Source organism: Rahnella sp. EDr1-12, from assembly GCF_049206505.1.
Lineage (GTDB): Bacteria > Pseudomonadota > Gammaproteobacteria > Enterobacterales > Enterobacteriaceae > Rahnella > Rahnella rivi.
This window is the reverse complement of the sequence record NZ_JBLZNY010000001.1, coordinates 1,593,420-1,619,187: the sequence shown is the minus strand read 5'-3', so window position 1 is coordinate 1,619,187 and position 25,768 is coordinate 1,593,420. Positions and strand designations below refer to the sequence as shown.

The window sequence follows — 25,768 nt, the reverse complement described above, 5'->3', positions numbered from 1 at the left end:
TCCCGACGCGACAGGCACAAAACGGAGAGAAACTATGTTTGAACCTATGGAACTGACCAACGATGCGGTGATTAAAGTCATCGGCGTCGGCGGTGGCGGCGGTAACGCTGTCGAACACATGGTGCGTGAGCGCATCGAAGGTGTTGAATTCTTTGCCGTTAACACCGACGCTCAGGCGTTGCGCAAAACGGCAGTAGGCCAGACGATTCAGATCGGTAGCGGTATTACCAAAGGTCTGGGTGCTGGTGCGAACCCGGAAGTGGGTCGCAATTCTGCTGAAGAAGATCGTGAAGCCCTGCGTGCTGCGCTCGAAGGCGCTGACATGGTCTTTATCGCAGCGGGCATGGGCGGCGGTACCGGTACCGGTGCAGCGCCAGTGGTTGCTGAAGTAGCAAAAGATTTAGGTATTCTGACCGTTGCTGTCGTGACTAAGCCATTCAACTTTGAAGGCAAAAAACGCATGGCATTCGCGGAGCAGGGTATCGCTGAACTGTCCAAACACGTGGACTCCTTGATCACCATCCCGAACGACAAGCTGTTGAAAGTTCTGGGTCGCGGTATTTCTCTGTTGGACGCCTTCGGTGCGGCCAACGACGTGCTGAAAGGCGCGGTGCAGGGTATTGCTGAGTTGATCACCCGTCCGGGTCTGATGAACGTCGACTTCGCCGATGTGCGCACCGTTATGTCCGAAATGGGTTATGCCATGATGGGCTCCGGTGTGGCATGTGGTGAAGACCGTGCTGAAGAAGCGGCTGAAATGGCGATCTCCAGCCCGTTGCTGGAAGATATCGACCTGTCAGGCGCGCGCGGCGTTCTGGTCAACATTACTGCGGGCTTCGATTTGCGTTTGGATGAATTCGAAACAGTGGGTAACACCATCCGTGCTTTCGCCTCTGACAACGCCACCGTGGTTATCGGGACTTCTCTTGACCCGGAAATGAATGACGAACTGCGCGTAACAGTAGTGGCAACGGGTATCGGCATGGACAAACGTCCTGAGATCACCCTGGTGACCAACAAGCCAGCCAGCCAGCCTGTTATGGATCATCGCTACCAGCAGCACGGGATGTCTCCGTTGCCGCAGGAAACGAAGCCAGCTGCCAAAGTGGTCAACGATCAAAGCGCGCAATCTAATAAAGAGCCCGACTATCTGGACATCCCAGCCTTCCTGCGTAAGCAGGCAGACTAGTCTGAATTGTAGGATCTCCGCTCTTTGTGCTAAACTGTCCCGCCAACCTTAATGTACTATGCAAAGGTTGGCAGGATAGATGGATAACATTGCGAGATAAAAACGATGATCAAACAACGTACATTAAAACGTATCGTTCAGGCGACGGGCGTCGGTTTACATACCGGCAAGAAAGTCACCCTGACTCTGCGTCCTGCACCGGCCAATACCGGGGTCATCTATCGTCGCACTGACTTGAATCCACCGGTCGATTTCCCGGCAGATGCCAAATCCGTGCGTGATACCATGCTCTGTACTTGCCTGGTCAATGAGCATGACGTACGTATTTCTACGGTAGAGCACCTTAATGCGGCCCTCGCAGGTTTAGGCATCGATAACATCGTTATCGAAGTCGACGCGCCTGAAGTGCCAATTATGGACGGTAGTGCTGCTCCTTTCGTCTATCTGTTGATGGATGCAGGGATTGAAGAGCTGAACTGCGCGAAGAAATTCCTGCGCATCAAGCAGACTGTGCGTGTTGAAGACGGTGACAAGTGGGCAGAGTTCAAACCATTTAATGGTTTCTCTCTGGATTTCACTATCGACTTCAATCACCCGGCGATTGATTCCAGCTCACAGCGCTACAAAATGAACTTCTCTGCAGAAGCATTTGTTCGCCAAATCAGCCGTGCGCGCACATTTGGTTTTATGCGTGATATCGAGTACCTGCAGTCACGTGGTTTGTGCCTGGGTGGCAGCTTTGATTGTGCGATTGTTGTAGATGATTACCGCGTACTTAACGAAGATGGCCTGCGTTTTGAAGATGAATTCGTTCGTCACAAAATGCTTGATGCTATCGGCGACCTGTTCATGTGCGGCCATAACATTATTGGTGCGTTTACCGCATTCAAATCTGGTCACGCTCTGAACAACAAGTTACTGCAAGCGGTATTGGCGCAGCAGGAAGCCTGGGAACTCGTTACATTCCAGGATGAAGCTGAAGTGCCATTGGCTTTTAAAGCCCCTTCTACCGTATTGGCATAATCGGTACAGATATTACTGTTTTACTTATTACGACTGGTTGTTCTGGCACTCTCTCCGGCCAGGTCAGCCAGTCGTTCTAATGCCTTCCTCAGTTTTTCCGGGCTTCGGCTCGCCAGTCCTCTCAATTCATTAGCACTCTGCGAACTCAAATGCCGTACCGGCATAGACTCTGCTGCGATCGTTTTATTTTTCTGAGCAATTTGCGAAGCATTTTCCATTTTAGCCATCAACGAGGGATTAATCCTGATGTCGATTGATGACAATGATGGTAGAATTTGCGCTCGAAGTGCAGAGAGTAATGCGGGTTGTTCATAGCGTAATCGCATCATCCAGCTGGCATTAGCAATTTCCAGCACTAAAACTCCCTGTCGATAATTACCGACACGACACCATGGTTGCATGGGTGACGGTAAAAGCCCCTTCACTGCGCGGTTTAGTTTTAATAAAGCCGCAGCGCGCTGTTGAACAATTCGCAGCGGGCTTTGTTCCGTTGAAGAGGCGTCATCGAACAGGATATCTAATAATTGTGGGCGACTATCGCGCATGATGGGCTCCGGCGGATTGTAAACGTGTGATTGGTATTCTAAATCGTTGGCGACAATTTGGCAGAAGGTATTTTTGGCCGCATCTCCTCCTGGGGATGGTCGCGGCTAGCCTTGGCGTGTCGACGAATCTCTCACAAACTGAACTGGTTGCCGTTCCTAATACGTCTTCAAGTCTAAACCGTCTCAATATCGGTAGTACAGGGCTGAGTAATCTGGCATTACTCCAGGCGCATCGCCGCCCGTCTTTCGGTGTCGATTACTGGCAGCAGCATGCACTACGTACCGTTATTCGTCATCTTTCTTTTGCTCTGGCACCGCAGGTTGTTTATACCGCTGCACCGGAAGTCGTTGCTAAAGACGCAGAGCCGCTGCATGTTCAGCAACTCGCTTTACTGGTCACCCTGAATGCCTTACTGACACATGAATCCAAACCTCCGGTTATCATTCGTCATACGCAACAGCCTTTCCTCTCTCATGCTTCATCGCATCAAACCGGCCTGTGGTTAGCACAGGTGCAAGGCATTCGTGCCGGCCCGGCCTCTCTGATTTAACAGACTGTAATTGTAAACTCTATTTATAAATCAATAAATTAGTGGCTACCTCAGGTGGCCTCCAAGAGATATTAAGCACTATGTTAATCAAATTATTGACCAAAGTTTTTGGTAGCCGTAATGATCGTACCCTGCGCCGTATGCGCAAAGTGGTTGACCTTATCAACCGCATGGAACCTGAAATTCAAAAGTTGACCGATGAGCAACTGCAAGCGAAAACCAACGAGTTCCGCGAGCGTCTGGCGAAAGGTGAAGTGCTTGAAAATCTGATCCCTGAAGCTTTTGCTGTCGTACGTGAATCCAGTAAACGTGTCTTTGGCATGCGACACTTCGACGTGCAGTTGCTCGGCGGTATGGTACTGAACGAACGCTGCATCGCAGAAATGCGCACCGGTGAAGGTAAAACACTGACCGCAACGCTGCCTGCTTATCTGAACGCATTGAGCGGTAAGGGCGTTCACGTTGTTACCGTCAACGATTACCTGGCACAGCGTGACGCCGAAAATAACCGTCCACTGTTTGAATTCCTGGGTCTGAGCATCGGTATTAACTTACCGGGCATGCCTTCTCCGGCTAAGCGTGCGGCTTATGCTGCAGATATCACCTACGGTACCAACAACGAATACGGTTTTGACTACCTGCGTGACAACATGGCGTTCAGCCCTGAAGAACGTGTTCAGCGTAAGCTGCACTATGCGCTGGTGGATGAGGTTGACTCCATCTTGATCGATGAAGCGCGTACTCCGCTGATCATCTCCGGCCCGGCCGAAGACAGCTCAGAAATGTACACCCGCGTTGATAAGCTGATTCCAAAACTGATCCGTCAGGAAAAAGAAGACTCCGATTCCTTCCAGGGCGAAGGCCACTTCTCAGTGGATGAAAAAGCGCGTCAGGTTCACCTGACTGAGCGCGGTCTGATTCTGATCGAAGAACTGCTGATGGAAGCGGGTATCATGGAAGAGGGCGAATCCCTCTATTCCCCGACTAACATCATGCTGATGCACCACGTGACCGCCGCGCTGCGTGCACACGTGCTGTTTACCCGCGATGTGGATTACATTGTGAAAGACGGTGAAGTTATCATCGTCGACGAACACACTGGCCGTACCATGCAGGGCCGTCGTTGGTCAGATGGTCTGCATCAGGCGGTTGAAGCGAAAGAAGGCGTTGATATCCAAAACGAAAACCAGACGCTGGCTTCCATTACCTTCCAGAACTACTTCCGTCTGTACGAAAAACTGGCCGGTATGACCGGTACTGCGGACACCGAAGCATTCGAATTCAGTTCCATTTATAAACTCGATACCATTGTTGTGCCAACTAACCGCCCGATGGTGCGTAAAGACATGGCCGATCTGGTCTACATGACAGAAATGGAAAAAATTGGCGCAATCATTGAAGACATTCGCAATTGCACCGCGAATGGCCAGCCGGTATTGGTGGGGACTATCTCAATTGAGAAATCAGAAGTTGTCTCAAATGAGCTGACCAAAGCCGGTATCGCACACAGCGTACTGAACGCGAAATTCCACGCTAAAGAAGCGGACATTGTTTCCCAGGCGGGCCAGCCAAGTGCGGTAACGATCGCCACCAACATGGCCGGTCGTGGTACGGATATCGTATTGGGCGGCAGCTGGCAGGTTGAAGTTGAGAATCTCGGCGAAGAAGCGACAGACGAGAAAATCGCAGAAATTAAAGCAGCATGGCAGATTCGTCACGATGCCGTGCTGGCTTCCGGTGGTTTACACATCATTGGTACCGAGCGTCATGAATCACGCCGTATCGATAACCAGCTGCGTGGCCGTGCGGGTCGTCAGGGTGATGCGGGTTCATCACGCTTCTATCTGTCCATGGAAGATGCTCTGATGCGTATCTTCGCGTCTGACCGTGTAACTGGCATGATGCGTAAACTGGGGATGAAACCAGGCGAAGCCATTGAGCATCCTTGGGTGACCAAAGCGATTGCTAATGCGCAGCGTAAAGTAGAAAGCCGCAACTTCGATATTCGTAAGCAATTGCTGGAATATGATGATGTGGCAAGCGACCAGCGTCGTGCGATCTACAGCCAGCGTAACGAACTGCTGGACGTGTCCGACGTGAGCGAAACCATCGCCAGCATTCGTGAAGACGTGTTCAAAAGCACTATCGACAGCTACATTCCGCCACAGTCTCTGGAAGAAATGTGGGATGTTGAAGGTCTGGAACAGCGTCTGAAAACCGATTTCGAGCTGGAAATGCCGATTTCGGAGTGGCTGGATAAAGAGCCAGAACTGCATGAAGAAACACTGCGCGACCGTATCATGGAAATCGCGAAAGAATCTTACGCCCGTAAAGAAGAAGTCGTTGGCGCTGAAATGATGCGCAACTTCGAAAAAGGCGTGATGCTGCAAACCCTTGACTCCCTGTGGAAAGAGCATCTGGCCGCAATGGATTACCTGCGTCAGGGTATTCACTTACGTGGCTATGCGCAGAAAGATCCGAAGCAGGAGTACAAACGTGAATCCTTCGCCATGTTTGCTTCTATGCTGGAATCGCTGAAATACGAAGTGGTCAGCGTACTCAGCAAAGTACAGGTACGTATGCCTGAAGAAGTAGAAGCGATGGAGATTCAGCGTCGTGAAGAAGCTGAACGTCTGGCGCGTCAGCAACAGCTGAGCCATCAGGATCAGCAGGAAATCGAAGTGGCCGAAGCCGCGCGTCTTGCTTCTTCTGGCGAACGCAAAGTAGGTCGTAACGATCTCTGCCCATGCGGTTCCGGCAAGAAATACAAACAATGCCATGGCAGCCTGCAAAAGTAAGATCTCAGGCTAAGTCATCGTGTTAATCTTAAAGGCGGCTAATCACCGCCTTTATTTTTGTCTTAAAAAGTACGGTTTCAGTACAGGATTCTTGGTCAGGAGAAAGGTGAGAACTGTGACGATTAAGCAACTGAATATCTCAGTCGGCATCATCCGCAATGAGCAGAAAGAAATTTTTATCACCCAGCGTGATGCCTCATCACACATGGCCGGATGTTGGGAGTTTCCCGGCGGTAAGATAGAAGCGGGTGAGTCGCCGGAACAGGCCGTCATTCGTGAGTTACAGGAAGAAGTGGGGATAAATGCAACATCTCCAGTGTTGCTGAAAACGTTAGAGCATCGCTTCTCCGATCGCATTATCACTTTGCATTTCTTTTTGGTACAAAGCTGGCAGGGCGAACCTTACGGCAAAGAAGGGCAGCCTAAGCGCTGGGTTGCACAGTCTGAGTTGGATGAAACTGAATTTCCACCAGCGAACGAAGAGATAGTCAAGGCACTGAAAAATAACCAGTTATAATGTTATACCTCTCGCAAAAAAGGGGCTGAAGCCCCTTTCTGTGTCATTCCTTTCTACGCTTGTTTGCTGCGTTAAATCTCTTCTTCGCTCCACTCATCCAGATCGTTGATATCCCCTTTGCTGGGAATACGTTTCTCTTCATCGGCCCATTCGCCGAGATCGATCAACTGGCAGCGTTTACAACAAAATGGGCGGTAAGGGCTTTGTTCGCCCCAGACCACTGTTTTGCCACAGGTCGGGCAATTTACTTCAATAATTTCGGGATCCATTTGCAACTCCTAGCAGCAGGCAAGATCAAAATTCAGTCGCGCGGGAACCACACCATGTTCGCTGTCGAGGGGTAAAAAGCGAATGGCATAACGGGTTTTGTGCCCGGACACTTGCGGGTAAAGCAGATTTTCCATCGACAGACGTAATCGTAACAGATCTGCGCCTTCCGCATTGTCCTGGAAAAAGCCGTTAAGGCTGATTTGATTGCGAAATACGCCTGACTGACGGATTAAATCCAGCACCATTGTGAGCGAGTTATTTAACGGAGCCAGAGTTTCCAGCCAGTTTTGAACTTCGCCATCCCTCTGAGATTGCGCCAAATGCAGCCAGATATGCAGCGTCGGTAAATCAAAGCTGCAGCAACCGCCAGGAATACTCAGGCGTTGACGAACCAGCGCGATCATCCGGTCTTCTTTCAATGCCTGACCAATTCTGGGGGCTTTCATCAGGATGCCTGCGCACTGCTTTAGCTCTGCCCGAATTCCTTCAATGCGAGATATATCTACGCCAGGGACATCCTGCCACTGGGAGAGTTTCTGTTGCTGTCTTTCCAGCTCTTTCAGCAAATCCGTACGTACTTCCCCGCGCTCTAAAACATCCAGCAGATCGGATGCAGTGCGGAAAAACAGCAACGCAGAAGAAATATCAGTAACTTGCGCATTGGCATGCAGTTGCTGTAACAAAAACTCAATGCGTAGCCAGGTACGCATTTTTTCATTTAGAGGATGTTCAAAAAGAACGGTGGCTGCTGCTTCACTCATGCTTGGCAATATCCTGTCTGTTTTCCCCTTGATATTCTGATGAATTATTCAGGGGATACTGATGCCGCAAATGTTAAATAGCGGCTATGTAATTGGGCAACACGCGATTCAATCGTTTCAGGATCGCCGCTGTTATCAATAATGTCATCCGCGCAGGCCAGTCGTTTTTCACGGCTCACCTGCGCAGCAATAATACTTTCAGCCTGCTGACGGCTGATGCCATCGCGCTGCATTGTGCGCACAAGCTGGGTTTGTGGATCAACGTCTACAACTAAAACGCGATTTGCCTGCGCCTGTAACCCATTTTCAACCAGTAACGGCACCACCCACAGCACGTAAGCCGTTTCAGCCTGCCTTATAAACTGCTGAGTACGCGCATGAATAACGGGATGGAGCAGTTGATTCACCCAGGCTTTTTCAGCCGGATGACTGAAAATGCATTCTCTCAAAGCGGCTCGATTTAACGAACCATCATCAAGAATAATATCTTTACCAAAGTGTTTGCTCAGTTCATCCAGCGCCGGTTCACCGGGAGCCACAACCTGACGTGCAATGATATCAGCATCGACAATGCTCACCCCGCGGCGGGCAAAGCTTTCGGCTACGGTACTTTTTCCGCTTCCTATGCCTCCGGTCAATGCAACGATATAGGCCATGCTGATGCTCTGATAGAATTAGTTGGGTAAATGATAAAGAGATTATGAGTAAGTGCAAGCCGCTCTCGTATTGGTTTTGGACTGGAAAAATTAATCAGCTACACAATCAAAAGTCTGTGATGTGCGCTGTAAAAGCCATCTTGCCGTTGTCATTTTCCTGTGTATGATAAAACCACTGGAAAGGGTGTCTAATTTTCTGCTGCCACCCTAGCGACCCGTCGCCAAACCAGGACAAACCCGTCATGCGCATTGAAGAAGATTTGAAGTTAGGTTTTAAAGACGTACTTATCCGCCCGAAACGTTCCACCCTCAAAAGCCGTTCCGAAGTAGAGCTGGAGCGCACCTTCACATTTAAACACTCTGCTATCAGCTGGTCTGGCACGCCAATTATTGCCGCCAATATGGATACCGTTGGTACATTCCGTATGGCGACTGTGCTGGCATCATTCGGGATGCTGACCGCAGTCCATAAGCATTACACCGTAGAGCAATGGCAAGCTTTCATCTCCTCTGCTGATGAATCAGTACTGCGCAATGTGATGGTTTCAACCGGAACGTCAGAAGCTGATTTCGTCAAAACCCTGCAAATTCTCGCGATGTCGCCTCTGCTGAAGTTTGTGTGTCTTGATGTTGCTAACGGCTATTCAGAACACTTTGTGGATTTCCTGCGGCGTGTGCGTGAAGCTTGCCCGGATAAAGTGATCTGTGCAGGTAATGTTGTCACCGGTGAAATGGTGGAAGAATTGATCCTCTCTGGCGCAGACATCGTTAAAGTTGGCATCGGTCCGGGTTCCGTTTGTACCACCCGCGTCAAAACCGGTGTAGGTTATCCGCAACTTTCTGCCGTGATTGAATGTGCTGATGCAGCCCATGGTTTAGGCGGACAGATCGTCAGCGATGGTGGCTGTGCTGTTCCGGGTGACGTAGCCAAAGCCTTCGGCGGCGGTGCCGATTTCGTTATGCTCGGCGGTATGCTGGCTGCGCACGAAGAATGTGAAGGTTCAGTGGTTGAAGAAAATGGCGAAAAATTCATGCTGTTTTACGGCATGAGTTCTGAATCAGCGATGAAACGCCACGTGGGCGGCGTCGCGGAATATCGCGCCGCAGAAGGCAAAACGGTGAAATTACCCCTTCGTGGTCCGGTAGAAAACACTGTCCGCGATATTCTCGGCGGCTTGCGTTCAGCCTGCACCTATGTGGGCGCCGACCGCCTGAAAGAGCTGACGAAACGCACTACCTTTATCCGCGTTGCGGAGCAGGAAAACCGGTTGTTCGGCGGCAAATAACCCATCGTCATTCAGGCTAAATAACGGCGAAATAATTTTCGCCGTTTTCTGTTTATGCACAGATTCAACATTGCCATCCTCAGCCCATCACCGAGCCCAGCTGGAATATCGGCAGATACATCGCTATCACTAATCCGCCAACAATCACGCCCATTACTGCCATAAGTACCGGTTCAATCGTTTGTGACAAGGTGTCTGCCAGCGAATTTGCTTTTTCATTATGCAGATGCGCCAGTTTTAGCAGTAACTCATCCAGCGATCCTGACTCCTCACCTATTTTGATTAGTTGCTGGCACAGCGATGGAAACAGCGGCGACTGTACAAAAGCTTTGTGTAAGGGCACACCCTGCATAATCTGCTCACGGATCTGACCGAGTGCGGTCTGAAAATGCAGGTTAGACATTGAGGCCGATGCGGCTGCCAGCCCTGCAATCAATGTCATACCCGCCTGCTGCGTCATCGCCAGAGTCTGAAATATCTGGCTCAGGCAGCTGTCGGTGACCAGCCGTGATGTTAACGGCAGCGTGAGCAGCAGCTTTTGTTCCCTCAGTTTCCACCTTTTTTGCGGATGCAATTTGCGCAGATAAGCAAAACAGCAAAGGGATAAAATACCTGCCAGCCACGGGCCAGTTCCAATCAAAACCTCAGAGGTGGCTACCAGCATGCGGGTAAACCAGGGTAACTGCGCATCGAAGGATGCGTAGATTTTGGCAAACTCTGGCAGAACCATCGTCAGCATCAGCAGCGTCACCAGGGTGGCGATAACGCTGACAATCAGCGGATAGCGCAATGCTTTTTTCACCTTCGCCTTCAGTTCCGCTTGCTGCTCCTGCTGGGCTGCCAGTTGTAAACAACACTGATCCAGTTGTCCTGTGAGCTCACCAATGGAGATTATCTGCCGGTAGATATCCGGGAAGACGTCCGGATACGCATTGAGCATTTCCGATAAAGGTTTACCTTCGCGTACCCCTTTGGCGATATTGTGCAGGACGCACTGCCATGCTGGTTTCGGATGTTCACCGGCCAGCAGCGTAAGGCTGTTAACCAGCGGCAGCCCCGCCTGCAACAATGTAGCGAGCTGCCTGATTATCGATACCCGCTCCTGATTCTTCCAGAAACGCCGGTGCAGGCTCTGCTTCATGTGAATCTTTAGCGGCTGCAAACCAGCAGCGAAAAGCTGCTGGTAAATGCCCTCTTTACTGACCTCAATGCTGTCGCCATCCTGGATACTTCCCTGGCTATCGATAGCCTGCCAGTGATAGAGCTTCCACGTTTGATGAAGCACTGACAAATCACTCATGCACCGGTTCCCTCGCCGGTGACGCGATAGAGTTCCTCAAGCGAGGTAATACCTTGTTCCACCAGCAGCATCCCGGCTTCCTGTAAGGTGATCTGCCCCTGCTCGCGGGCGATTTTGATAAGTTCGTTCACGGTGGCTTCTGCAACCAGCGCCTGTTGTAAACGGGGCGTGATGTTCAGCGTTTCATAAATACCTGTCCGTCCGTAATAGCCTGAAAAACACTGATGACATCCGGCTGCCTGCCAGAGCGGTACTTGTCTTCCTTGTCCGTTTTCGCCATTCCCGACAAATGACATGTGCGCCTTACGGCAATGCGGACAGAGTTTTCGCACCAGCCGTTGGGCAATCACCAGCCGCAAACTGGCGGCAATGTGAAAGCCTTCGATGCCCATCTGACGCAGGCGGGTCAGGGTTTCGGAGGTAGAATTGGTGTGCAGCGTTGAAAGCACCAGGTGACCGGTTTGCGCTGCTTTTACCGCGATCTCAGCCGTTTCTTTATCACGGATCTCACCGACCATGATGACATCAGGATCCTGACGCAGTAACGCCCGTAAAACACTGGCAAAGCTGAGATCTGTTTTGCTGTTAATCTGCGTTTGATTAATACCGCTGACGGGAATTTCGATCGGATCTTCCACGCTGCAAATATTGCGTGAGATGGCATTCAGTTCACGCAAGCCGCTGTAGAGCGTCACGGTCTTGCCACTGCCGGTCGGGCCGGTGACCAGAATCAGCCCCTGCGGATGTTTCAGTGCCGCCTTGAAATATCCCAGATCTCTCAGGGTGAGTCCCAGCTGCGACATCGCCAGATCTTGCTGGGTCATGTGCAGAATACGCAGCACGATTTTCTCGCCATGCAGCGTCGGCAAAGAGGAAACGCGCATCGAGTAGCGCTGATTTTGCAGCACCACCGACAGCTGTCCGTCCTGTGGTAAACGACGTTCAGCGACGTTCAGTTGTCCCATGATTTTGAGCCTTGCACAGACGCTGGCCGCCATCGAAAATTCAGGGCCGGGGATCTCCTGCAACACGCCGTCAATGCGTACACGGACACGGAAGCAGTTTTCATAAGGTTCGAAATGAACATCCGATGCCCGGCGGGTAATCGCTTGTCTCAGGATCTGATTAAGAACATTAATCACCGGCGCGTCACTCTGGTCATTCAGTTCGTTGGCTTCTGGCCTTTTAGAATCCCCATTCCCTGCTTCTTGTGGTGATTCCGCGCCGTCTTTTTCCATCATTTGTTCCAGCCTTGCCTGCGGCCAGCGCTCCAGCTGAACTTTCAGTCCGCTGGCAAAACGCAAAACATTGCCTAACGTCTCGGCATCGGGTTCCGCCTCATGGCAGGCGACGCGCAAGGTTTGATCGTCGCGGTGCAGTATCACCGCTTTATAACGCTGACAAAGTGCATCAAGCGACGCCTCGCTTTGCAGGCGATCACTGTCAGGCGGGGAAACGGGACGCAGTGGCATATCGGTCATCATGGCGCTCCTGTGGTATCAAAGCGGAATACGCTTTCGCATGCTTCCACCATCGACGAACTCTCGGCATTGGTGCAGCTTCTGCTCCAGACAATACCGCCTGCCTGGATATCCGGGGCGGGAGTCATCACAACGCTCAGGCCTTTAAGCGCCTGCTGGCCTGTCAGTGAAATCACCCCCGCGTTCACCTGTATCTGGCTGACGTAACGGCTGGTGGCCGTCGCAGGGATCCCCTGCGTGCCTGCGTTGCAGCTCGTCAGCGCACCTGCATCTATCACGCACAGCTCGACGCCGGTTTTATAGGGCACCATGGTTTGCAGCATGTCAGTCAGGGCTGCTTTCTGGATGTAACTTTGGTAGGCGGGAATGCCGATGGCGCTCAGGATCGCAATAATTGCGATGACCACCATCAGTTCTATAAGGGTAAATCCTTGTTGCCGGTGCATGGCTTTCTCCGTTTTGTGTAACTGCATGGATGTTGCTCAGGCAGCAAACTAAACGGAGAGAAATTCTGATTCCAGCGTCATTTATGGCTTCTCCGCGATGCCTTCCAGGATAACTATGCAAGGGAAAAAGGCTGTCAAAACTTTTGCGCGGCGTCTCGCAATAATGATGCGGCGTTCAAAAAGAGGGTTGGCAGCGTGCAGGGGAGAATGAGAGGGTAATGCAGCAAGTACGAAATAGTCCGAAGAAGTCGTATTGCCCCGGAAAGGATATCCGGGGCAATAGCGCATCGGTTAATCAGTTGAAACGCATCGAAAGATCCATCGCGCGGACATGTTTGGTCAGTGCGCCAACAGAAATGTAATCCACGCCTGTTTCAGCGAATTCGCGCAGTGTTTTTTCGGTGACGTTGCCAGACACTTCCAGCAATGCGCGGCCAGCAGTCAGGGTGACGCCTTCGCGCATCATCGGCACGGTGAAGTTATCCAGCATGATGATGTCAGCACCGGCATCCAGCGCCTGCTGAAGTTCGTCGAGTGACTCGACCTCTACTTCAACCGGCACATCCGCGTGGATCCACAGCGCACGTTCGACGGCGGCTTTGATCGAGCCACAGGCAATAATATGGTTTTCTTTGATCAGAAACGCGTCGGCGAGGCCCAGACGGTGATTGCTACCGCCGCCGCACAGTACGGCATATTTCAGCGCAGTACGCAGGCCGGGCAAGGTTTTACGCGTATCCAGCAGTTGGGTTTTAGTGCCTGCAAGCAGTTTCACATAGTGGCTGACTTCGGTGGCTACGCCAGAGAGCGTCTGGACAAAATTGAGCGCAGTACGTTCGCCGGTCAGCAGCATGCGGGCAGATCCGGATAGCTCGCATAATGTCTGGTTTTCAGACAGGGTATCGCCGTCTTTGACATGCCATTTGACGGTAATTTTATCGCCTGCCAGCTGGGTGAACACTTCATCCAGCCAGCGCTGGCCACAAAAAACACCGGCTTCACGGGTGATAATTGTCGCGCTTGCACTCTTGTCTTGCGGCAACAATTGCGCAGTTAAGTCATTGTTGGCATTGGCTTCGCCGCCAAGGTCTTCACCTAAAGCCTGAGTCACAAGTAAGGGGATATCATTCTGAATACGTTCGAGTAACTGTGCGCGGCGACTTTCAGGGCTGTAGCTGCGGGTAGACATACAAATACTCCGAAATGGCGGATAAGAAGGACAAAAAAACATGCTACCCTGTTGCTGTGATAAGTACCACCCAAGCACATCATTGAGGTCATTGATGCACTTAGAACATGGCTGGATTGCCGGGGCCCGGCAGGTAGTTTCTCCCCATTCTGATCTCCGTCCTGAAGACGAAATCCCCTCGCTGTTAGTGATCCATAACATCAGTTTGCCGCCCGGAAAATTTGGTGGCCCTTATATTGACCAGCTGTTTACCGGCACGCTGAATCCGCAGGATGATCCTTATTTCGAAGGGATCCACCAGTTGCGCGTTGCCGCGCATTGCCTGATCCGGCGTGACGGCGAAATCGTCCAATATGTGCCTTTTGATAAACGTGCCTGGCATGCGGGCGTTTCAAGCTGGCAGGGGCGGGAGCGATGTAATGATTTTTCTATCGGTATTGAGATGGAGGGCACTGATTTCGAGCCTTTCACCGAGGCGCAATATCGCAGCCTCGCAAGCGTTACCGAGTTGTTAATTAAGCACTATCCGATTAGTCTGGATGCCATTACCGGACACAGTGACATCGCGCCAGGGCGTAAAACGGATCCTGGTCCTGAGTTTGACTGGGCATTTTATCGCAAGCTGTTAACACCCATCGCAGGGCAAAATGTCTCTGCTGACTCGTGAATGAACGCGGGTTCGGGATTCTGTTTTCTGCGAGTGATGTGTTGAGAGAGAGTGAGAATCGATGACGTTATTTACTTTATTGCTGGTGCTGGCTTGGGAACGGTTGTTCAAACTGGGTGAACACTGGCAGTTGGATCATCGGTTTGAGGTGATTTTCAACCGTGGACGGCAGACGTCTCTGGCGAAAACGCTGGCGATAACCGTGGTCTGGATGGCGGTCATTTGGGCGATTTTGCGTGCAGTGCAGGGCCTGTTCTTCGGTGTTCCTTCACTGGTGTTATGGGTGATTATCTGTCTGTTGTGCATTGGTGCTGGCGTTAAACGCAAACACTATCGCGCCTATCTCAAATCAGCCCGTCAGGGCAATATTGATGCCACGAAAGAAATGGCGGAAGAGCTGGCGTTGATTCACGGGCTGCCTGCGGACTGCAGTGAAGAGGCTCGTTTGCGGGAGCTGCAAAATGCGCTGCTGTGGATTAACTTCCGTTATTATCTGGGGCCGCTATTTTGGTTCGTGGTCTGCGGGCCTTACGGGCCTGTTGCACTGGGTGGGTATGCCGTATTACGTGGCTATCAGACCTGGCTGGCGCGCCACATGATGCCGCTTAAACGTGCTCAGTCCGGTGTCGATAGCCTGTTGCATATTCTGGACTGGATCCCGGTGCGGCTGGCGGGCGCGGCGTATGCCCTGCTCGGGCACGGTGAAAAAGCGTTGCCGGCGTGGTTCGCCTCGCTGGGAGATATTCATTCTTCGCAATATCACGTTCTGACCCGCCTGGCGCAGTTCTCTCTGGCACGCGATCCCCATACGGATCCGGTTCAGACGCCGCGTGCAGCCGTCGGGCTGGCGCGAAAGGTCACTATGATTATTCTGGTCGTGGTTGCGCTGTTAACGATTTATGGTGCGTTGATTTAACGGCAAAAGTACCGCCTGTCTGCGCTATATAAAATCTGCATAAAAAAGCCCGGCACATTCACATGGCCGGGCTTTTTGCATGTTATTCAGGACTTAAATGGTTGTTGCAGCGTCAGCGGGCGGTTATCTGCGGCGGGTTCACCGAAGTCCGGCAGTCCGTTCTCATCCCAGCGGAAGGTTTTGATACGGGTATGGCGGTTTGGATCGTACAACGGGTCACCTTCAATCTCAGTGTAATTGCGCGCGTGATAAACCAGCACATCCTCACCTTGCTCGTTGCGGGTGAAGCTGTTGTGGCCGGGCCCGAACTGTCTGTTGCCCGCGTGAGTGGTGAATACCGGACGGTCAGATTTACGCCACGCTTTAGCGTCCAGCAGATTGCTGTTGATATCCGCCGTCAGTAAACCGATGCAGTAATTTTCATCAGTGGCGCTGGCGGAATAGGTGATGAAAATCTTATCACCATGCTTAATCACTGCCGGGCCTTCGTTTACCCAAAAACCGATGATTTCCCAGTCCAGCTCAGGTTTGCTGAGCATGACGGGGGGCGATTTCAGTGTCCACGGGTTTTCCATTTCGGCCAGATACAGGTTGGAGTTGCCCTGAATAGCCGGATCTTTCTGCGCCCACAGGTAATAATTTTTCCCCTGGTGCTCAAAATGCGTGGCGTCAAGCGAGAAGCTGTCGAGAGGGGTCTGGATCCGGCCTTTCTCCTGCCAGACTCCGCTGAGCGGGTCAGCATCTTCGCAAACCAGCGCATACATACGGTGCTGGAATAATCCGTCCACAATCTCCTGCGAAGGCGCTGCGGCATAATAAATCACCCATTTCCCGTCGATGAAGTGCAGCTCCGGCGCCCAGATAAGTGCGCTCATCGGGCCGGTATCCGGTTTATGCCAGATGATTTTTGCAGGCGCATCAGCAAGGCCGGCCAGCGTTTCAGAACGACGGATTTCCAGCCGGTCATATTCCGGCACTGAGGCGATGAAGTAATAATTGCCATCGTTGTGCAGCCAGATATGCGGGTCGGCACGTTGCTCGATAAGAGGATTTGGATAATTACTCATGTTTAAGCTCCTTGCTGTGCAGCGGAACAGAACCTGCGTCCGGTGCATTTTTCGTGTCGTGATATTCATTCAGCTCGCGATAATTACGGCGGCGTATTTCAAGATCAGACTGAATGGTGCGCATCATCTCGCGGTCAACTTTCAGTAAACGCACTACGCCTGCAGTGATCAGATAGCCAATGCCTGGGATCACCGTGAACAGCAGCACGATACCGTTGATTGCGTGATCGCTTTGACGGGCAGCCCCTGCATCGTATCCATAACCAGAGAGCAGGAAGCCGACCATTGCCCCGGCCACAGCCAGGCCGCATTTCAGGAAGAACAGGTTACCGGAGAAGCTGATGCCGGTGATACGTTTGCCGGTTTTCCATTCACCGTAGTCATCCACGTCCGCCATCAGTGACCAGTGCAGCGGGGAAGGGAGCTGGTGCATGATGTTCAGGATGAAGTAGGCCACCAGAATCAGCGTTGTCGCGTGCGGATCGAGGAAATAGAAGCCGCAGGAGAAAATGGTCAGAATGATGTTTGCCCAAAAGAATACTTTCAGTTTGCAGTATTTATCCGTCAGCGGTTTCGCCAGCGCGCTGCCAATCATCATGCCAACCACGCCGAGGCTGATAAACATACTGGCGAACGAGGTGGATTTCTCCATCACCCAGGTGACGTAATACATGGTCGCTGCCATACGGATAAAGCCCGGACACACGTTGCAGAAGGTGAGCAGCAGAATGCGCACCCACTGGTCGTTTTTCCAGATGTCTTTCAGGTCAGATTTCAGCGCATGTTTGGACGGCACCGCCGGCTGGATACGTTCTTTCACAAAGCTGAAGCAGAACAGGAACATAAACAGCGCGATGATCGCCATGACACCCATCGACATCTGATAGCCTTTCGCTTTGTCCGCGCCACCGAACCAGTCGGCCATCGGCAATAATGTTGAGGACAAAATCAGCGTGGCAATCCCTACCATAAAGAAGCGGTATGACTGGCAGGCAACGCGCTCATGAGGGTCGGCCGTGATCACACCGCCGAGCGAGCAGTAAGGGATGTTGATGGCCGTATAGGTCAGCGACATCAGGAAGTAGGTGACAAATGCATAGATTACTTTGCTGTTGTAGGACCAGTCTGGCGTGGTAAACATCAGCACGCTGAACAGGACATAAGGCACACATATCCATAACAGATAAGGACGGAACCGGCCCCAGCGGGTTGTGGTACGGTCGGCGATAGCCCCCATGATCGGGTCGGTGACGGCATCAATGACACGTACCGAAAGCAGCAATATGCCCACCAAAGCCGGAGCCAGACCGAAAACGTCCGTATAAAAATAATTAAGAAACAGCATGATGGCGCCGCCAATCATGTTGCACCCTGCGTCCCCCATGCCGTACGCCACTTTCTCTCTAAATGACAGCGCGCCTTCCTTCATGGATGTAGTCTCCGGCTAGTAGTTAATAAGTGAGTTGTTAAGAAACTGTTTGATAGCCAAGAGTATTGGCGCGGGAGGGGCTGAGGAGTCAGGAGGTAAGAGTCGTGAAGATGGACGATTTGGTCATGCTGGGTAAAGTGTGACACAGATAACAAAGCGCCCCGGCCAGTGAAACCTGACCGGGGCGCGCGTGATTTTTGAAACAGGTGGTGTTTAAACGATTCGCGGTTTAAACCCCTCCGTCATGTCAGACAACCTTTCAGGGTCAGACTTTAACGGACTTACCGCTCTGCTGATTCTTGAACCAGTAACCGAGGCCGAGGATCACCAGCCACACAGGGATCAACCAGACGGAAATCGCCATGCCCGGCGTGATCGCCATGATCACCAGAATCCCGGCCATGAACAGCAGGCAGATGTAGTTACCCAGCGGATAAAGCAGCGCTTTGAACTTGGTTTCCACCCCTTCACGGCGCATTGCCTGACGGAATTTAATGTGTGCAAGGCTGATCATGGCCCAGTTGATAACCAGTGCAGAAACCACCAGTGCCATCAGCAGACCAAATGCTTCGCCCGGCATCAGGTAGTTAATCAGTACGCAAAGTGCCGTAGTGGCCGCAGATACCATGATAGAAGCGACCGGTACGCCACGTTTATCGACGTTCAGCAGGGCTTTCGGTGCATTACCTTGCTGAGCCAGGCCGAACAACATACGGCTGTTGCAATATACGCAGCTGTTGTAGACCGACAGCGCGGCGGTGAGGATCACCACGTTGAGGGCATTCGCCACCAGTGCATCGCCCAGATCATGGAAGATAAGGACGAACGGGCTGGTGTCGGGCCCGACGCGGGTCCACGGCATCAGGGAAAGCAGAACGGCCAGTGAGCCCACATAGAAAATCAGGATGCGGTAGATAACCTGGTTGGTGGCTTTTGGAATGCTGACTTCAGGATTATCGGCTTCAGCGGCCGTGATACCGACCAGCTCCAGACCACCAAACGAGAACATGATGATCGCCATCATCATCACCAGCCCGGTCATGCCATGCGGCAGGAATCCTCCTTGTTCCCAGAGGTTACGCACCGTGGCCTGCGGCCCTGCGGTATCGCTGAACAGCAACCAGCCACCGAACAGGATCATCGCGACCACTGCGACCACTTTGATGATGGCAAACCAGAACTCCATCTCACCAAACACTTTCACGTTGGTCAGGTTGATGGCGTTGATCAGCACGAAGAAGACAGCCGCAGAAGCCCATGTCGGGATTTCCGGCCACCAGAATTGAATATATTTACCGACGGCGGTCAGTTCTGCCATCGCCACCAGCACGTACAGAACCCAGTAGTTCCAGCCTGAAGCGAAACCGGCAAAACCACCCCAGTATTTGTAGGCAAAATGGCTGAAAGAACCGGCGACCGGCTCTGCCACGACCATTTCACCCAGCTGACGCATAATCAGAAAAGCGATAAAACCCGCGATAGCGTAGCCGAGAATGATCCCCGGTCCCGCCGACTGGATAACGGAGGCGCTGCCCAGAAACAGGCCCGTTCCGACTGCCCCACCTAACGCAATCAACTGAATGTGACGGTTTTTAAGGCCGCGCTTCAGCTCATCGCCATGTTGTTGATCAACCATTTACCTGTCCTCTGTCATTGGGGCAAAACCCATAGCATTCTGCGTGTTAGAAAGAATGTAAGGCGATAATTACACTTTTTGTATTTAATTATTTACGGCTGGATTGTGCCTAAAAAGCAGCATCATCTACCGTTCGGGCAAGAATAGTGTTATGCGAAAAAGTTTGCACCTGATTTATGCATCATCTGCATAACAAATAACCAAATTAACGCTAAATTTGCTCAGGATCGTAAAAATGTGATCTTAAAGGCAGAAAAAAAGAGAAATGATAAAAAGTTGTTAAATTGTGCGAGGTCGACGCATTTACTGGGTAGCCATATGGACACAAGGTGAATACTTTGTTACTTTACGGCCACGTTTTTTAAATTGGTATTACCAATTGACTCCGGCAACTTACAGAGTCGCTACTCGCAGAGAACCGCACATATATGGCTTACAGCAAAATTCGACAGCCTAAGTTATCCGATGTGATCGAGCAGCAACTTGAGTTCCTGATCCTCGAAGGCACTTTAAGACCCGGGGAAAAGCTTCCGCCAGAACGTGAACTGGCCAAACAGTTTGATGTTTCACGACCTTCTCTGCGAGAGGCAATCCAAAGCCTTGAAGGGAAGGGACTGCTCCTGCGCCGTCAGGGTGGTGGCACCTTCGTGCAAAGTAACCTGTGGCAAAGCGTGAGCGATCCGCTGGCCGAGTTACTGGCTGACCATCCTGAATCACAATTCGATCTCCTTGAAACACGCCATGCCCTTGAAGGGATTGCTGCCTATTATGCGGCGCTCAGAGGCACTGAGGATGATTTGGCGCGCATTCGCGATTGTCACGTGGGTATTCAGACCGCCCAGGACAGCGGGGATCTGGACGCAGAAGCTGATGCGGTTATGCAGTATCAGGTTGCTGTAACAGAGGCCGCGCATAATGTTGTTCTGCTGCATCTGGTTCGCTGTATGGGGCCGATGCTTGAGAAGAACGTTCGACAGAACTTTGAATTGCTGTACTCACGCCGGGAAATGCTGGCAACGGTAAGCAACCACCGCGCCAGTATTTTCGAGGCGATTGTTGCACGTGAACCAGAAATGGCACGCGCCGCATCTCACCGTCACCTGGCGTTCATTGAAGAAGTTTTGCTGGATCTCAGCAGGGAACACACCCGGCGGGATCGGTCATTACGACGGCTCCAGCAACGAAAAGATGAAAGTTAACCTTCGGGATTAATTTTTAGAGCCTTCCCTTGAGGGCTCACGGCAACTACATGACGGGCCTGTCTTCGTGCGTTTTGTTGAGAGCGAAGACTGTCACTAAGAGCGCAGGAAGACAGGCTCCAGATAAACCAACGTATTAGATACAGATAAGGAAAAGCACCATGTCAGAACGTGTAAATAATGACGTGGATCCGATCGAAACTCGCGACTGGCTACAAGCGATCGAATCGGTCATCCGTGAAGAGGGTGTTGAGCGTGCGCAGTTCCTGATTGATCAGGTTCTGAGTGAAGCACGTAAAGGCGGCGTGAGCGTCGCAGCTGGCGCGGCCAGCCGTAATTATGTCAACACCATCGCTGTTGAAGACGAACCTGAGTATCCGGGTAACCTGGAGCTGGAACGCAACATTCGTACCGCAATCCGCTGGAACGCGATCATGACCGTTCTGCGTGCGTCGAAGAAAGATCTGGATCTGGGCGGCCACATGTCATCCTTCCAGTCTTCTGCTGCTATTTATGAAGTGTGCTTCAACCACTTCTTCCGTGCTCGCAACGAGAATGACGGCGGCGATCTGGTGTACTTCCAGGGCCACATCTCTCCGGGCGTGTACGCGCGTGCTTTCCTCGAAGGCCGCCTGACCGAAGACCAGATGAACAATTTCCGTCAGGAAGTTCACGGTAAAGGTCTGTCATCTTATCCGCACCCGAAACTGATGCCTGAATTCTGGCAGTTCCCGACCGTATCAATGGGTCTGGGTCCAATCGGTGCTATCTACCAGGCTAAGTTCCTGAAATATCTTGATCACCGCGGTCTGAAAGACACCACAGCGCAGCGTGTTTACGCGTTCCTGGGCGACGGTGAAATGGATGAGCCAGAATCTAAAGGTGCGATCACTATCGCCACCCGTGAGAAACTGGACAACCTGTGCTTCATCATCAACTGTAACTTACAGCGTCTTGATGGCCCGGTAACCGGTAACGGCAAAATCATTAACGAACTGGAAGGCATCTTTGCAGGCGCCGGCTGGAACGTGATCAAAGTGATTTGGGGCAACCGTTGGGACGAACTGCTGCGTAAAGACACCAGCGGCAAACTGATCCAGCTGATGAACGAAACCGTGGACGGCGACTACCAGACCTTCAAGTCCCGCGACGGTAAATACGTTCGTGAACACTTCTTCGGCCGTTATCCGGAAACCGCTGCGCTGGTCAAAGACATGACCGACGACGAAATCTGGGCGCTGAACCGTGGTGGTCATGATCCGAAGAAAGTCTTCGCTGCACTGAACAAAGCACAGAACACCAAAGGTCAGCCGACCGTTATCCTTGCGCATACCATCAAAGGTTATGGCATGGGCGAAGCGGCCGAAGGCAAGAACATTGCTCACCAGGTGAAGAAAATGAACATGGATGGCGTGCGCTATATCCGTGATCGTTTCAGCGTGCCAGTGACCGATGAAAATCTGGAAAAACTGCCGTACATCACTCTGGAAAAAGACTCTGCAGAATACAAATACCTGCATGAACGTCGTGCTGCGCTGAAAGGCTACCTGCCGACTCGTCTGCCAAACTTCACTCAGAAGCTGGAAATGCCGAAACTGGAAGACTTCTCACAACTGCTGGAAGAGCAGAAGAAAGAGATCTCTACCACTATCGCCTTCGTCCGTGCCCTGAACGTGATGCTGAAAAACGACTCCATTAAAGACCGTCTGGTGCCGATCATCGCCGATGAAGCGCGTACTTTCGGTATGGAAGGTCTGTTCCGTCAGATTGGTATTTACAGCCCGAACGGTCAGCAGTACACCCCGCAGGACCGTGAGCAGGTTGCTTACTATAAAGAAGACGAGAAAGGTCAGATCCTGCAGGAAGGGATCAACGAACTGGGCGCCGCATCTTCATGGCTGGCCGCAGCGACTTCCTACAGCACCAACGATCTGCCAATGATCCCGTTCTACATCTACTACTCCATGTTCGGTTTCCAGCGTATTGGCGACCTGTGCTGGGCAGCGGGTGACCAACAGGCTCGCGGCTTCCTGGTCGGCGGTACTTCCGGTCGTACCACCCTGAACGGTGAAGGCTTGCAGCACGAAGATGGTCACAGCCACATTCAGTCTCTGACTATCCCGAACTGTATTTCTTACGATCCGGCGTATGCCTACGAAGTGGCAGTCATCATGCATGACGGTCTGGTTCGTATGTACGGCGAAGCGCAGGAAAATATCTATTACTACATCACGACGCTGAACGAAAACTACCACATGCCAGCCATGCCGGAAGGCGCGGAAGAAGGCATCCGTAAAGGTATCTACAAGTTAGAAACCCTGGAAGGTAGCAAAGGTAAAGTGCAGCTGATGAGCTCCGGTTCTATCCTGCGTCACGTACGTGAAGCGGCTCAGATCCTGTCCAAAGACTACGGCGTCGCTTCAGACGTTTACAGCGTGACCTCGTTCACTGAACTGGCCCGTGACGGTCAGGACTGCGAGCGCTGGAACATGCTGCATCCGACTGAAACCCCACGCGTACCTTATGTGGCTCAGGTGATGAACGATGCGCCGGTTGTTGCTTCAACCGACTACATGAAGCTGTTCGCAGAGCAGATCCGTAACTTCGTTCCTGCCAGCGATTTCCGCGTACTGGGCACCGACGGCTTCGGTCGTTCTGACAGCCGCGAAAACCTGCGTCACCACTTCGAAATTGATGCTTCCTACGTTGTGGTTGCTGCGCTGGGCGAACTGGCCAAACGTGGCGAGATCGATGTGAAAGTAGTGGCTGAAGCCATTACCAAGTTCGGCATCGATGCTGACAAAGTTAACCCGCGTCTGGCATAAGAGGTAAAGACAGATGGCTATTGAAATTAACGTACCGGATATCGGTGCAGATGCAGTGGAAGTCACCGAAATCATGGTGAAGGTGGGCGATACCGTTTCCGTTGAACAATCGCTGATCACCGTTGAAGGCGACAAAGCTTCTATGGAAGTGCCTTCTCCACAAGCTGGCGTGGTCAAAGAAATTAAAGTTGCGGTCGGCGATACCGTCGAAACCGGCAAACTGATTATGGTCTTTGAAGCCGCTGACGGTGCTGCTGATGCCGCACCGGCGAAACAGGAAGCCAAAGCAGAAGCGAATGTTCAAGAGAACGCTGCTGCTACCGCTGCGCCTGCTTCCAGCGAAAGCAAAGAAGTGAACGTGCCTGATATCGGTGGCGACGAAGTTGAAGTCACTGAAATTATGGTCAAAGTGGGCGACAAAGTGGAAGCGGAACAATCGCTTATCACCGTGGAAGGCGACAAAGCCTCTATGGAAGTCCCTGCACCGTTCGCCGGTACTGTAAAAGAAATCAAAATCGCTGCGGGCGACAAAGTCAGCACCGGTTCTCTGATCATGGTCTTCGAAATCGCCGGTTCCGGTTCTGCCGCACCAGCGAAAGAAGAAGCTAAATCAGACGCGGCACCTGCCGCTGCCGCACAAACCGGCAGCAAAGAAGTGAACGTACCTGATATCGGCGGCGACGAAGTAGAAGTCACTGAAATCATGGTTAAAGTCGGTGATAAAGTCAGTGCTGAACAGTCACTGATCACCGTTGAAGGCGACAAAGCCTCAATGGAAGTCCCTGCGCCGTTCGCCGGTACCGTGAAAGAAATTAAAATCGCTGCGGGCGACAAAGTCAGCACCGGCTCTCTGATCATGATCTTCGAAGTTGAAGGCGCTGCGCCTGCTCCGGCGGCGAAGAAAGAAGAAGCGGCTGCTGCTCCTGCGAAACAGGAACAGAAAGCGGCTGCCCCTGCGGCTAAAGCAGAGAGCAAAGGCGAATTCGCTGAGAACGATGCTTACGTTCACGCCACGCCGGTTATCCGTCGTCTGGCCCGTGAATTCGGCGTGAATCTGGCGAAAGTCAAAGGGACGGGCCGTAAGGGTCGTATCCTGCGTGAAGACGTGCAGACTTACGTGAAAGACGCAGTCAAACTTGCTGAAGCCGCGCCGGCAGCAGCAACGGGTGGCGGTCTGCCAGGCATGCTGCCTTGGCCGAAAGTGGACTTCAGCAAGTTTGGTGAAATTGAAGAAGTCGAACTGGGCCGTATCCAGAAAATCTCTGGTGCGAACCTGAGCCGTAACTGGGTGATGATCCCGCACGTTACGCACTTCGACAAAACCGATATCACTGAGCTGGAAGCGTTCCGTAAACAGCAAAACGATGAAGCCGCTAAACGTAAACTGGACGTGAAATTCACCCCAGTGGTCTTCATCATGAAAGCCGTTGCCGCAGCGCTTGAGCAGATGCCACGCTTCAACAGTTCACTGTCTGAAGATGGTCAGAAACTGACGCTGAAAAAATACATCAACATCGGTGTGGCGGTTGATACGCCAAACGGTCTGGTTGTTCCGGTCTTCAAAGACGTGAACAAGAAAGGCATCGCCGAGTTGTCCCGTGAGCTGATGGCTATCTCCAAGAAAGCCCGTGACGGTAAGCTGACTGCTGGCGAAATGCAGGGCGGTTGCTTCACCATCTCCAGCCTCGGTGGTATCGGGACGACCCACTTCGCGCCAATCGTCAATGCGCCGGAAGTGGCTATCCTCGGTGTGTCCAAGTCTGCTATCGAGCCAGTCTGGAACGGTAAAGAGTTCACTCCGCGCCTGATGATGCCAATGTCGCTCTCCTTCGACCACCGTGTGATTGACGGTGCTGATGGCGCGCGCTTCATTACCATCATCAACAACGTGTTGTCTGACATTCGCCGTCTGGTGATGTAAGCGAAAAAGCCGGCCAAACGGCCGGCTTTTTTCTGATAATCTCTTCATGCTGTTTGAGATTTTTCGGGGCTAAGCACAAATCGTATGCCGTTTGTT

22 protein-coding genes are annotated in these 25,768 nt (G+C 52.0%); 11 read left to right on the top strand and 11 right to left on the bottom strand.

Annotation, left to right across the window (positions count from 1 at the left end; all coding sequences use genetic code 11):
• The first annotated feature begins 34 nt into the window (after positions 1 to 34).
• Positions 35 to 1,189 carry a cell division protein FtsZ gene (ftsZ, locus tag ACO0U8_RS07525; protein WP_013577005.1) on the top strand — a complete coding sequence of 385 codons (1,155 nt, stop codon included), beginning with the start codon at positions 35 to 37 and terminating at the stop codon, positions 1,187 to 1,189.
• 105 nt (positions 1,190 to 1,294) lie between these two features.
• Positions 1,295 to 2,212, top strand: coding sequence for a UDP-3-O-acyl-N-acetylglucosamine deacetylase (gene lpxC, locus ACO0U8_RS07520; RefSeq protein WP_056776976.1), 918 nt, complete (start codon positions 1,295 to 1,297; stop codon positions 2,210 to 2,212).
• A gap of 20 nt (positions 2,213 to 2,232) precedes the next feature.
• On the opposite strand, the gene ACO0U8_RS07515 is transcribed toward lpxC, so the two are convergent.
• The gene (locus tag ACO0U8_RS07515) at positions 2,233 to 2,757 is read right to left on the bottom strand and encodes a DUF721 domain-containing protein (RefSeq protein WP_056776980.1); all 525 of its coding nucleotides are present in this window, start codon (positions 2,755 to 2,757) and stop codon (positions 2,233 to 2,235) included.
• A gap of 26 nt (positions 2,758 to 2,783) precedes the next feature.
• On the opposite strand from ACO0U8_RS07515, the gene secM reads away from it, so the two are divergent.
• The 3 genes from secM to mutT all read left to right on the top strand — a co-directional run bounded on the left by secM (position 2,784) and on the right by mutT (position 6,623).
• Entirely contained in the window at positions 2,784 to 3,308 is a 525-nt protein-coding gene (gene secM / locus ACO0U8_RS07510) for a secA translation cis-regulator SecM (protein WP_056776984.1), read from the top strand.
• 80 nt (positions 3,309 to 3,388) lie between these two features.
• Positions 3,389 to 6,106: a preprotein translocase subunit SecA gene (gene secA, locus ACO0U8_RS07505; protein ID WP_056776988.1), complete on the top strand. Its 2,718-nt coding sequence runs from the start codon at positions 3,389 to 3,391 to the stop codon at positions 6,104 to 6,106.
• Between the two features lie 121 nt (positions 6,107 to 6,227).
• Positions 6,228 to 6,623 carry an 8-oxo-dGTP diphosphatase MutT gene (mutT, locus tag ACO0U8_RS07500; protein WP_217203586.1) on the top strand — a complete coding sequence of 132 codons (396 nt, stop codon included), beginning with the start codon at positions 6,228 to 6,230 and terminating at the stop codon, positions 6,621 to 6,623.
• Positions 6,624 to 6,694: 71 nt separating this feature from the next.
• Here mutT and yacG read toward each other — a convergent pair whose 3' ends face one another.
• The 3 genes from yacG to coaE are packed head-to-tail and all read right to left on the bottom strand — an operon-like array spanning position 6,695 to position 8,310.
• Complete coding sequence (gene yacG, locus ACO0U8_RS07495) at positions 6,695 to 6,892, bottom strand: DNA gyrase inhibitor YacG (protein WP_056776990.1); 198 nt, start codon at positions 6,890 to 6,892, stop codon at positions 6,695 to 6,697.
• Between the two features lie 9 nt (positions 6,893 to 6,901).
• Complete coding sequence (gene zapD / locus ACO0U8_RS07490) at positions 6,902 to 7,654, bottom strand: cell division protein ZapD (protein WP_183848583.1); 753 nt, start codon at positions 7,652 to 7,654, stop codon at positions 6,902 to 6,904.
• Between the two features lie 44 nt (positions 7,655 to 7,698).
• Positions 7,699 to 8,310, bottom strand: coding sequence for a dephospho-CoA kinase (coaE, locus tag ACO0U8_RS07485; RefSeq protein WP_217203560.1), 612 nt, complete (start codon positions 8,308 to 8,310; stop codon positions 7,699 to 7,701).
• 242 nt (positions 8,311 to 8,552) lie between these two features.
• Here coaE and ACO0U8_RS07480 point away from each other — a divergent pair, with 242 nt between their 5' ends.
• Positions 8,553 to 9,596, top strand: a complete 1,044-nt coding sequence (locus tag ACO0U8_RS07480) for a GMP reductase (RefSeq protein ID WP_056777001.1) — start codon at positions 8,553 to 8,555, stop codon at positions 9,594 to 9,596.
• 79 nt (positions 9,597 to 9,675) lie between these two features.
• On the opposite strand, the gene hofC is transcribed toward ACO0U8_RS07480, so the two are convergent.
• From hofC to nadC, 4 genes are all read right to left on the bottom strand, one after another.
• On the bottom strand, positions 9,676 to 10,896 hold the full coding sequence (hofC, locus tag ACO0U8_RS07475; protein ID WP_217203559.1) for a protein transport protein HofC: 1,221 nt from the start codon (positions 10,894 to 10,896) through the stop codon (positions 9,676 to 9,678).
• Positions 10,893 to 12,377 carry a type II secretion system protein GspE gene (gene gspE / locus ACO0U8_RS07470; RefSeq protein ID WP_421670689.1) on the bottom strand — a complete coding sequence of 495 codons (1,485 nt, stop codon included), beginning with the start codon at positions 12,375 to 12,377 and terminating at the stop codon, positions 10,893 to 10,895. Before gspE ends, hofC begins: the two co-directional genes overlap by 4 nt.
• Positions 12,377 to 12,823, bottom strand: coding sequence for a prepilin peptidase-dependent pilin (ppdD, locus tag ACO0U8_RS07465; protein ID WP_122094589.1), 447 nt, complete (start codon positions 12,821 to 12,823; stop codon positions 12,377 to 12,379). The genes gspE and ppdD overlap by 1 nt, the downstream gene beginning before the upstream one ends.
• 295 nt (positions 12,824 to 13,118) lie before the next feature.
• Positions 13,119 to 14,012 carry a carboxylating nicotinate-nucleotide diphosphorylase gene (gene nadC, locus ACO0U8_RS07460; protein ID WP_136375833.1) on the bottom strand — a complete coding sequence of 298 codons (894 nt, stop codon included), beginning with the start codon at positions 14,010 to 14,012 and terminating at the stop codon, positions 13,119 to 13,121.
• A gap of 94 nt (positions 14,013 to 14,106) precedes the next feature.
• Here nadC and ampD point away from each other — a divergent pair, with 94 nt between their 5' ends.
• Together ampD and ampE are read left to right on the top strand one after the other, a co-directional pair.
• Positions 14,107 to 14,679 carry a 1,6-anhydro-N-acetylmuramyl-L-alanine amidase AmpD gene (gene ampD, locus ACO0U8_RS07455; RefSeq protein ID WP_056777012.1) on the top strand — a complete coding sequence of 191 codons (573 nt, stop codon included), beginning with the start codon at positions 14,107 to 14,109 and terminating at the stop codon, positions 14,677 to 14,679.
• A gap of 61 nt (positions 14,680 to 14,740) precedes the next feature.
• The gene (gene ampE, locus ACO0U8_RS07450) at positions 14,741 to 15,595 is read left to right on the top strand and encodes a beta-lactamase regulator AmpE (protein ID WP_217203557.1); all 855 of its coding nucleotides are present in this window, start codon (positions 14,741 to 14,743) and stop codon (positions 15,593 to 15,595) included.
• 86 nt (positions 15,596 to 15,681) lie between these two features.
• On the opposite strand, the gene ACO0U8_RS07445 is transcribed toward ampE, so the two are convergent.
• From ACO0U8_RS07445 to aroP, 3 genes are all read right to left on the bottom strand, one after another.
• Entirely contained in the window at positions 15,682 to 16,662 is a 981-nt protein-coding gene (locus tag ACO0U8_RS07445; protein WP_136375835.1) for a family 43 glycosylhydrolase, read from the bottom strand.
• A complete protein-coding gene (locus ACO0U8_RS07440) occupies positions 16,655 to 18,091 on the bottom strand; it encodes an MFS transporter (RefSeq protein WP_056777021.1) in 1,437 nt (478 codons plus the stop codon). Before ACO0U8_RS07440 ends, ACO0U8_RS07445 begins: the two co-directional genes overlap by 8 nt.
• 265 nt (positions 18,092 to 18,356) lie before the next feature.
• Positions 18,357 to 19,727 carry an aromatic amino acid transporter AroP gene (gene aroP, locus ACO0U8_RS07435; RefSeq protein WP_056777025.1) on the bottom strand — a complete coding sequence of 457 codons (1,371 nt, stop codon included), beginning with the start codon at positions 19,725 to 19,727 and terminating at the stop codon, positions 18,357 to 18,359.
• Positions 19,728 to 20,155: 428 nt separating this feature from the next.
• On the opposite strand from aroP, the gene pdhR reads away from it, so the two are divergent.
• The 3 genes from pdhR to aceF all read left to right on the top strand — a co-directional run bounded on the left by pdhR (position 20,156) and on the right by aceF (position 25,672).
• Positions 20,156 to 20,926 (top strand): pyruvate dehydrogenase complex transcriptional repressor PdhR, encoded by a 771-nt coding sequence (gene pdhR / locus ACO0U8_RS07430; RefSeq protein WP_056777026.1) that lies wholly within the window; start codon positions 20,156 to 20,158, stop codon positions 20,924 to 20,926.
• A gap of 161 nt (positions 20,927 to 21,087) precedes the next feature.
• Positions 21,088 to 23,751 carry a pyruvate dehydrogenase (acetyl-transferring), homodimeric type gene (gene aceE, locus ACO0U8_RS07425; RefSeq protein ID WP_056777029.1) on the top strand — a complete coding sequence of 888 codons (2,664 nt, stop codon included), beginning with the start codon at positions 21,088 to 21,090 and terminating at the stop codon, positions 23,749 to 23,751.
• A gap of 13 nt (positions 23,752 to 23,764) precedes the next feature.
• Complete coding sequence (aceF, locus tag ACO0U8_RS07420; protein ID WP_421670555.1) at positions 23,765 to 25,672, top strand: pyruvate dehydrogenase complex dihydrolipoyllysine-residue acetyltransferase; 1,908 nt, start codon at positions 23,765 to 23,767, stop codon at positions 25,670 to 25,672.
• The last annotated feature ends 96 nt before the right edge of the window (positions 25,673 to 25,768 follow it).

Excerpts from the sequence above, each read along its gene's own strand:
- ftsZ (WP_013577005.1), top strand. The coding sequence starts at position 35 with ATGTTTGAACCTATGGAACTGACCAACGATGCGGTGATTAAAGTCATC.
- lpxC (WP_056776976.1), top strand. The coding sequence starts at position 1,295 with ATGATCAAACAACGTACATTAAAACGTATCGTTCAGGCGACGGGCGTC.
- ACO0U8_RS07515 (WP_056776980.1), bottom strand. The coding sequence starts at position 2,757 with ATGCGCGATAGTCGCCCACAATTATTAGATATCCTGTTCGATGACGCC.
- secA (WP_056776988.1), top strand. The coding sequence starts at position 3,389 with ATGTTAATCAAATTATTGACCAAAGTTTTTGGTAGCCGTAATGATCGT.
- yacG (WP_056776990.1), bottom strand. The coding sequence starts at position 6,892 with ATGGATCCCGAAATTATTGAAGTAAATTGCCCGACCTGTGGCAAAACA.
- zapD (WP_183848583.1), bottom strand. The coding sequence starts at position 7,654 with ATGAGTGAAGCAGCAGCCACCGTTCTTTTTGAACATCCTCTAAATGAA.
- coaE (WP_217203560.1), bottom strand. The coding sequence starts at position 8,310 with ATGGCCTATATCGTTGCATTGACCGGAGGCATAGGAAGCGGAAAAAGT.
- ACO0U8_RS07480 (WP_056777001.1), top strand. The coding sequence starts at position 8,553 with ATGCGCATTGAAGAAGATTTGAAGTTAGGTTTTAAAGACGTACTTATC.
- hofC (WP_217203559.1), bottom strand. The coding sequence starts at position 10,896 with ATGAGTGATTTGTCAGTGCTTCATCAAACGTGGAAGCTCTATCACTGG.
- gspE (WP_421670689.1), bottom strand. The coding sequence starts at position 12,377 with ATGACCGATATGCCACTGCGTCCCGTTTCCCCGCCTGACAGTGATCGC.
- ppdD (WP_122094589.1), bottom strand. The coding sequence starts at position 12,823 with ATGCACCGGCAACAAGGATTTACCCTTATAGAACTGATGGTGGTCATC.
- nadC (WP_136375833.1), bottom strand. The coding sequence starts at position 14,012 with ATGTCTACCCGCAGCTACAGCCCTGAAAGTCGCCGCGCACAGTTACTC.
- ampD (WP_056777012.1), top strand. The coding sequence starts at position 14,107 with ATGCACTTAGAACATGGCTGGATTGCCGGGGCCCGGCAGGTAGTTTCT.
- ampE (WP_217203557.1), top strand. The coding sequence starts at position 14,741 with ATGACGTTATTTACTTTATTGCTGGTGCTGGCTTGGGAACGGTTGTTC.
- ACO0U8_RS07445 (WP_136375835.1), bottom strand. The coding sequence starts at position 16,662 with ATGAGTAATTATCCAAATCCTCTTATCGAGCAACGTGCCGACCCGCAT.
- ACO0U8_RS07440 (WP_056777021.1), bottom strand. The coding sequence starts at position 18,091 with ATGAAGGAAGGCGCGCTGTCATTTAGAGAGAAAGTGGCGTACGGCATG.
- aroP (WP_056777025.1), bottom strand. The coding sequence starts at position 19,727 with ATGGTTGATCAACAACATGGCGATGAGCTGAAGCGCGGCCTTAAAAAC.
- pdhR (WP_056777026.1), top strand. The coding sequence starts at position 20,156 with ATGGCTTACAGCAAAATTCGACAGCCTAAGTTATCCGATGTGATCGAG.
- aceE (WP_056777029.1), top strand. The coding sequence starts at position 21,088 with ATGTCAGAACGTGTAAATAATGACGTGGATCCGATCGAAACTCGCGAC.
- aceF (WP_421670555.1), top strand. The coding sequence starts at position 23,765 with ATGGCTATTGAAATTAACGTACCGGATATCGGTGCAGATGCAGTGGAA.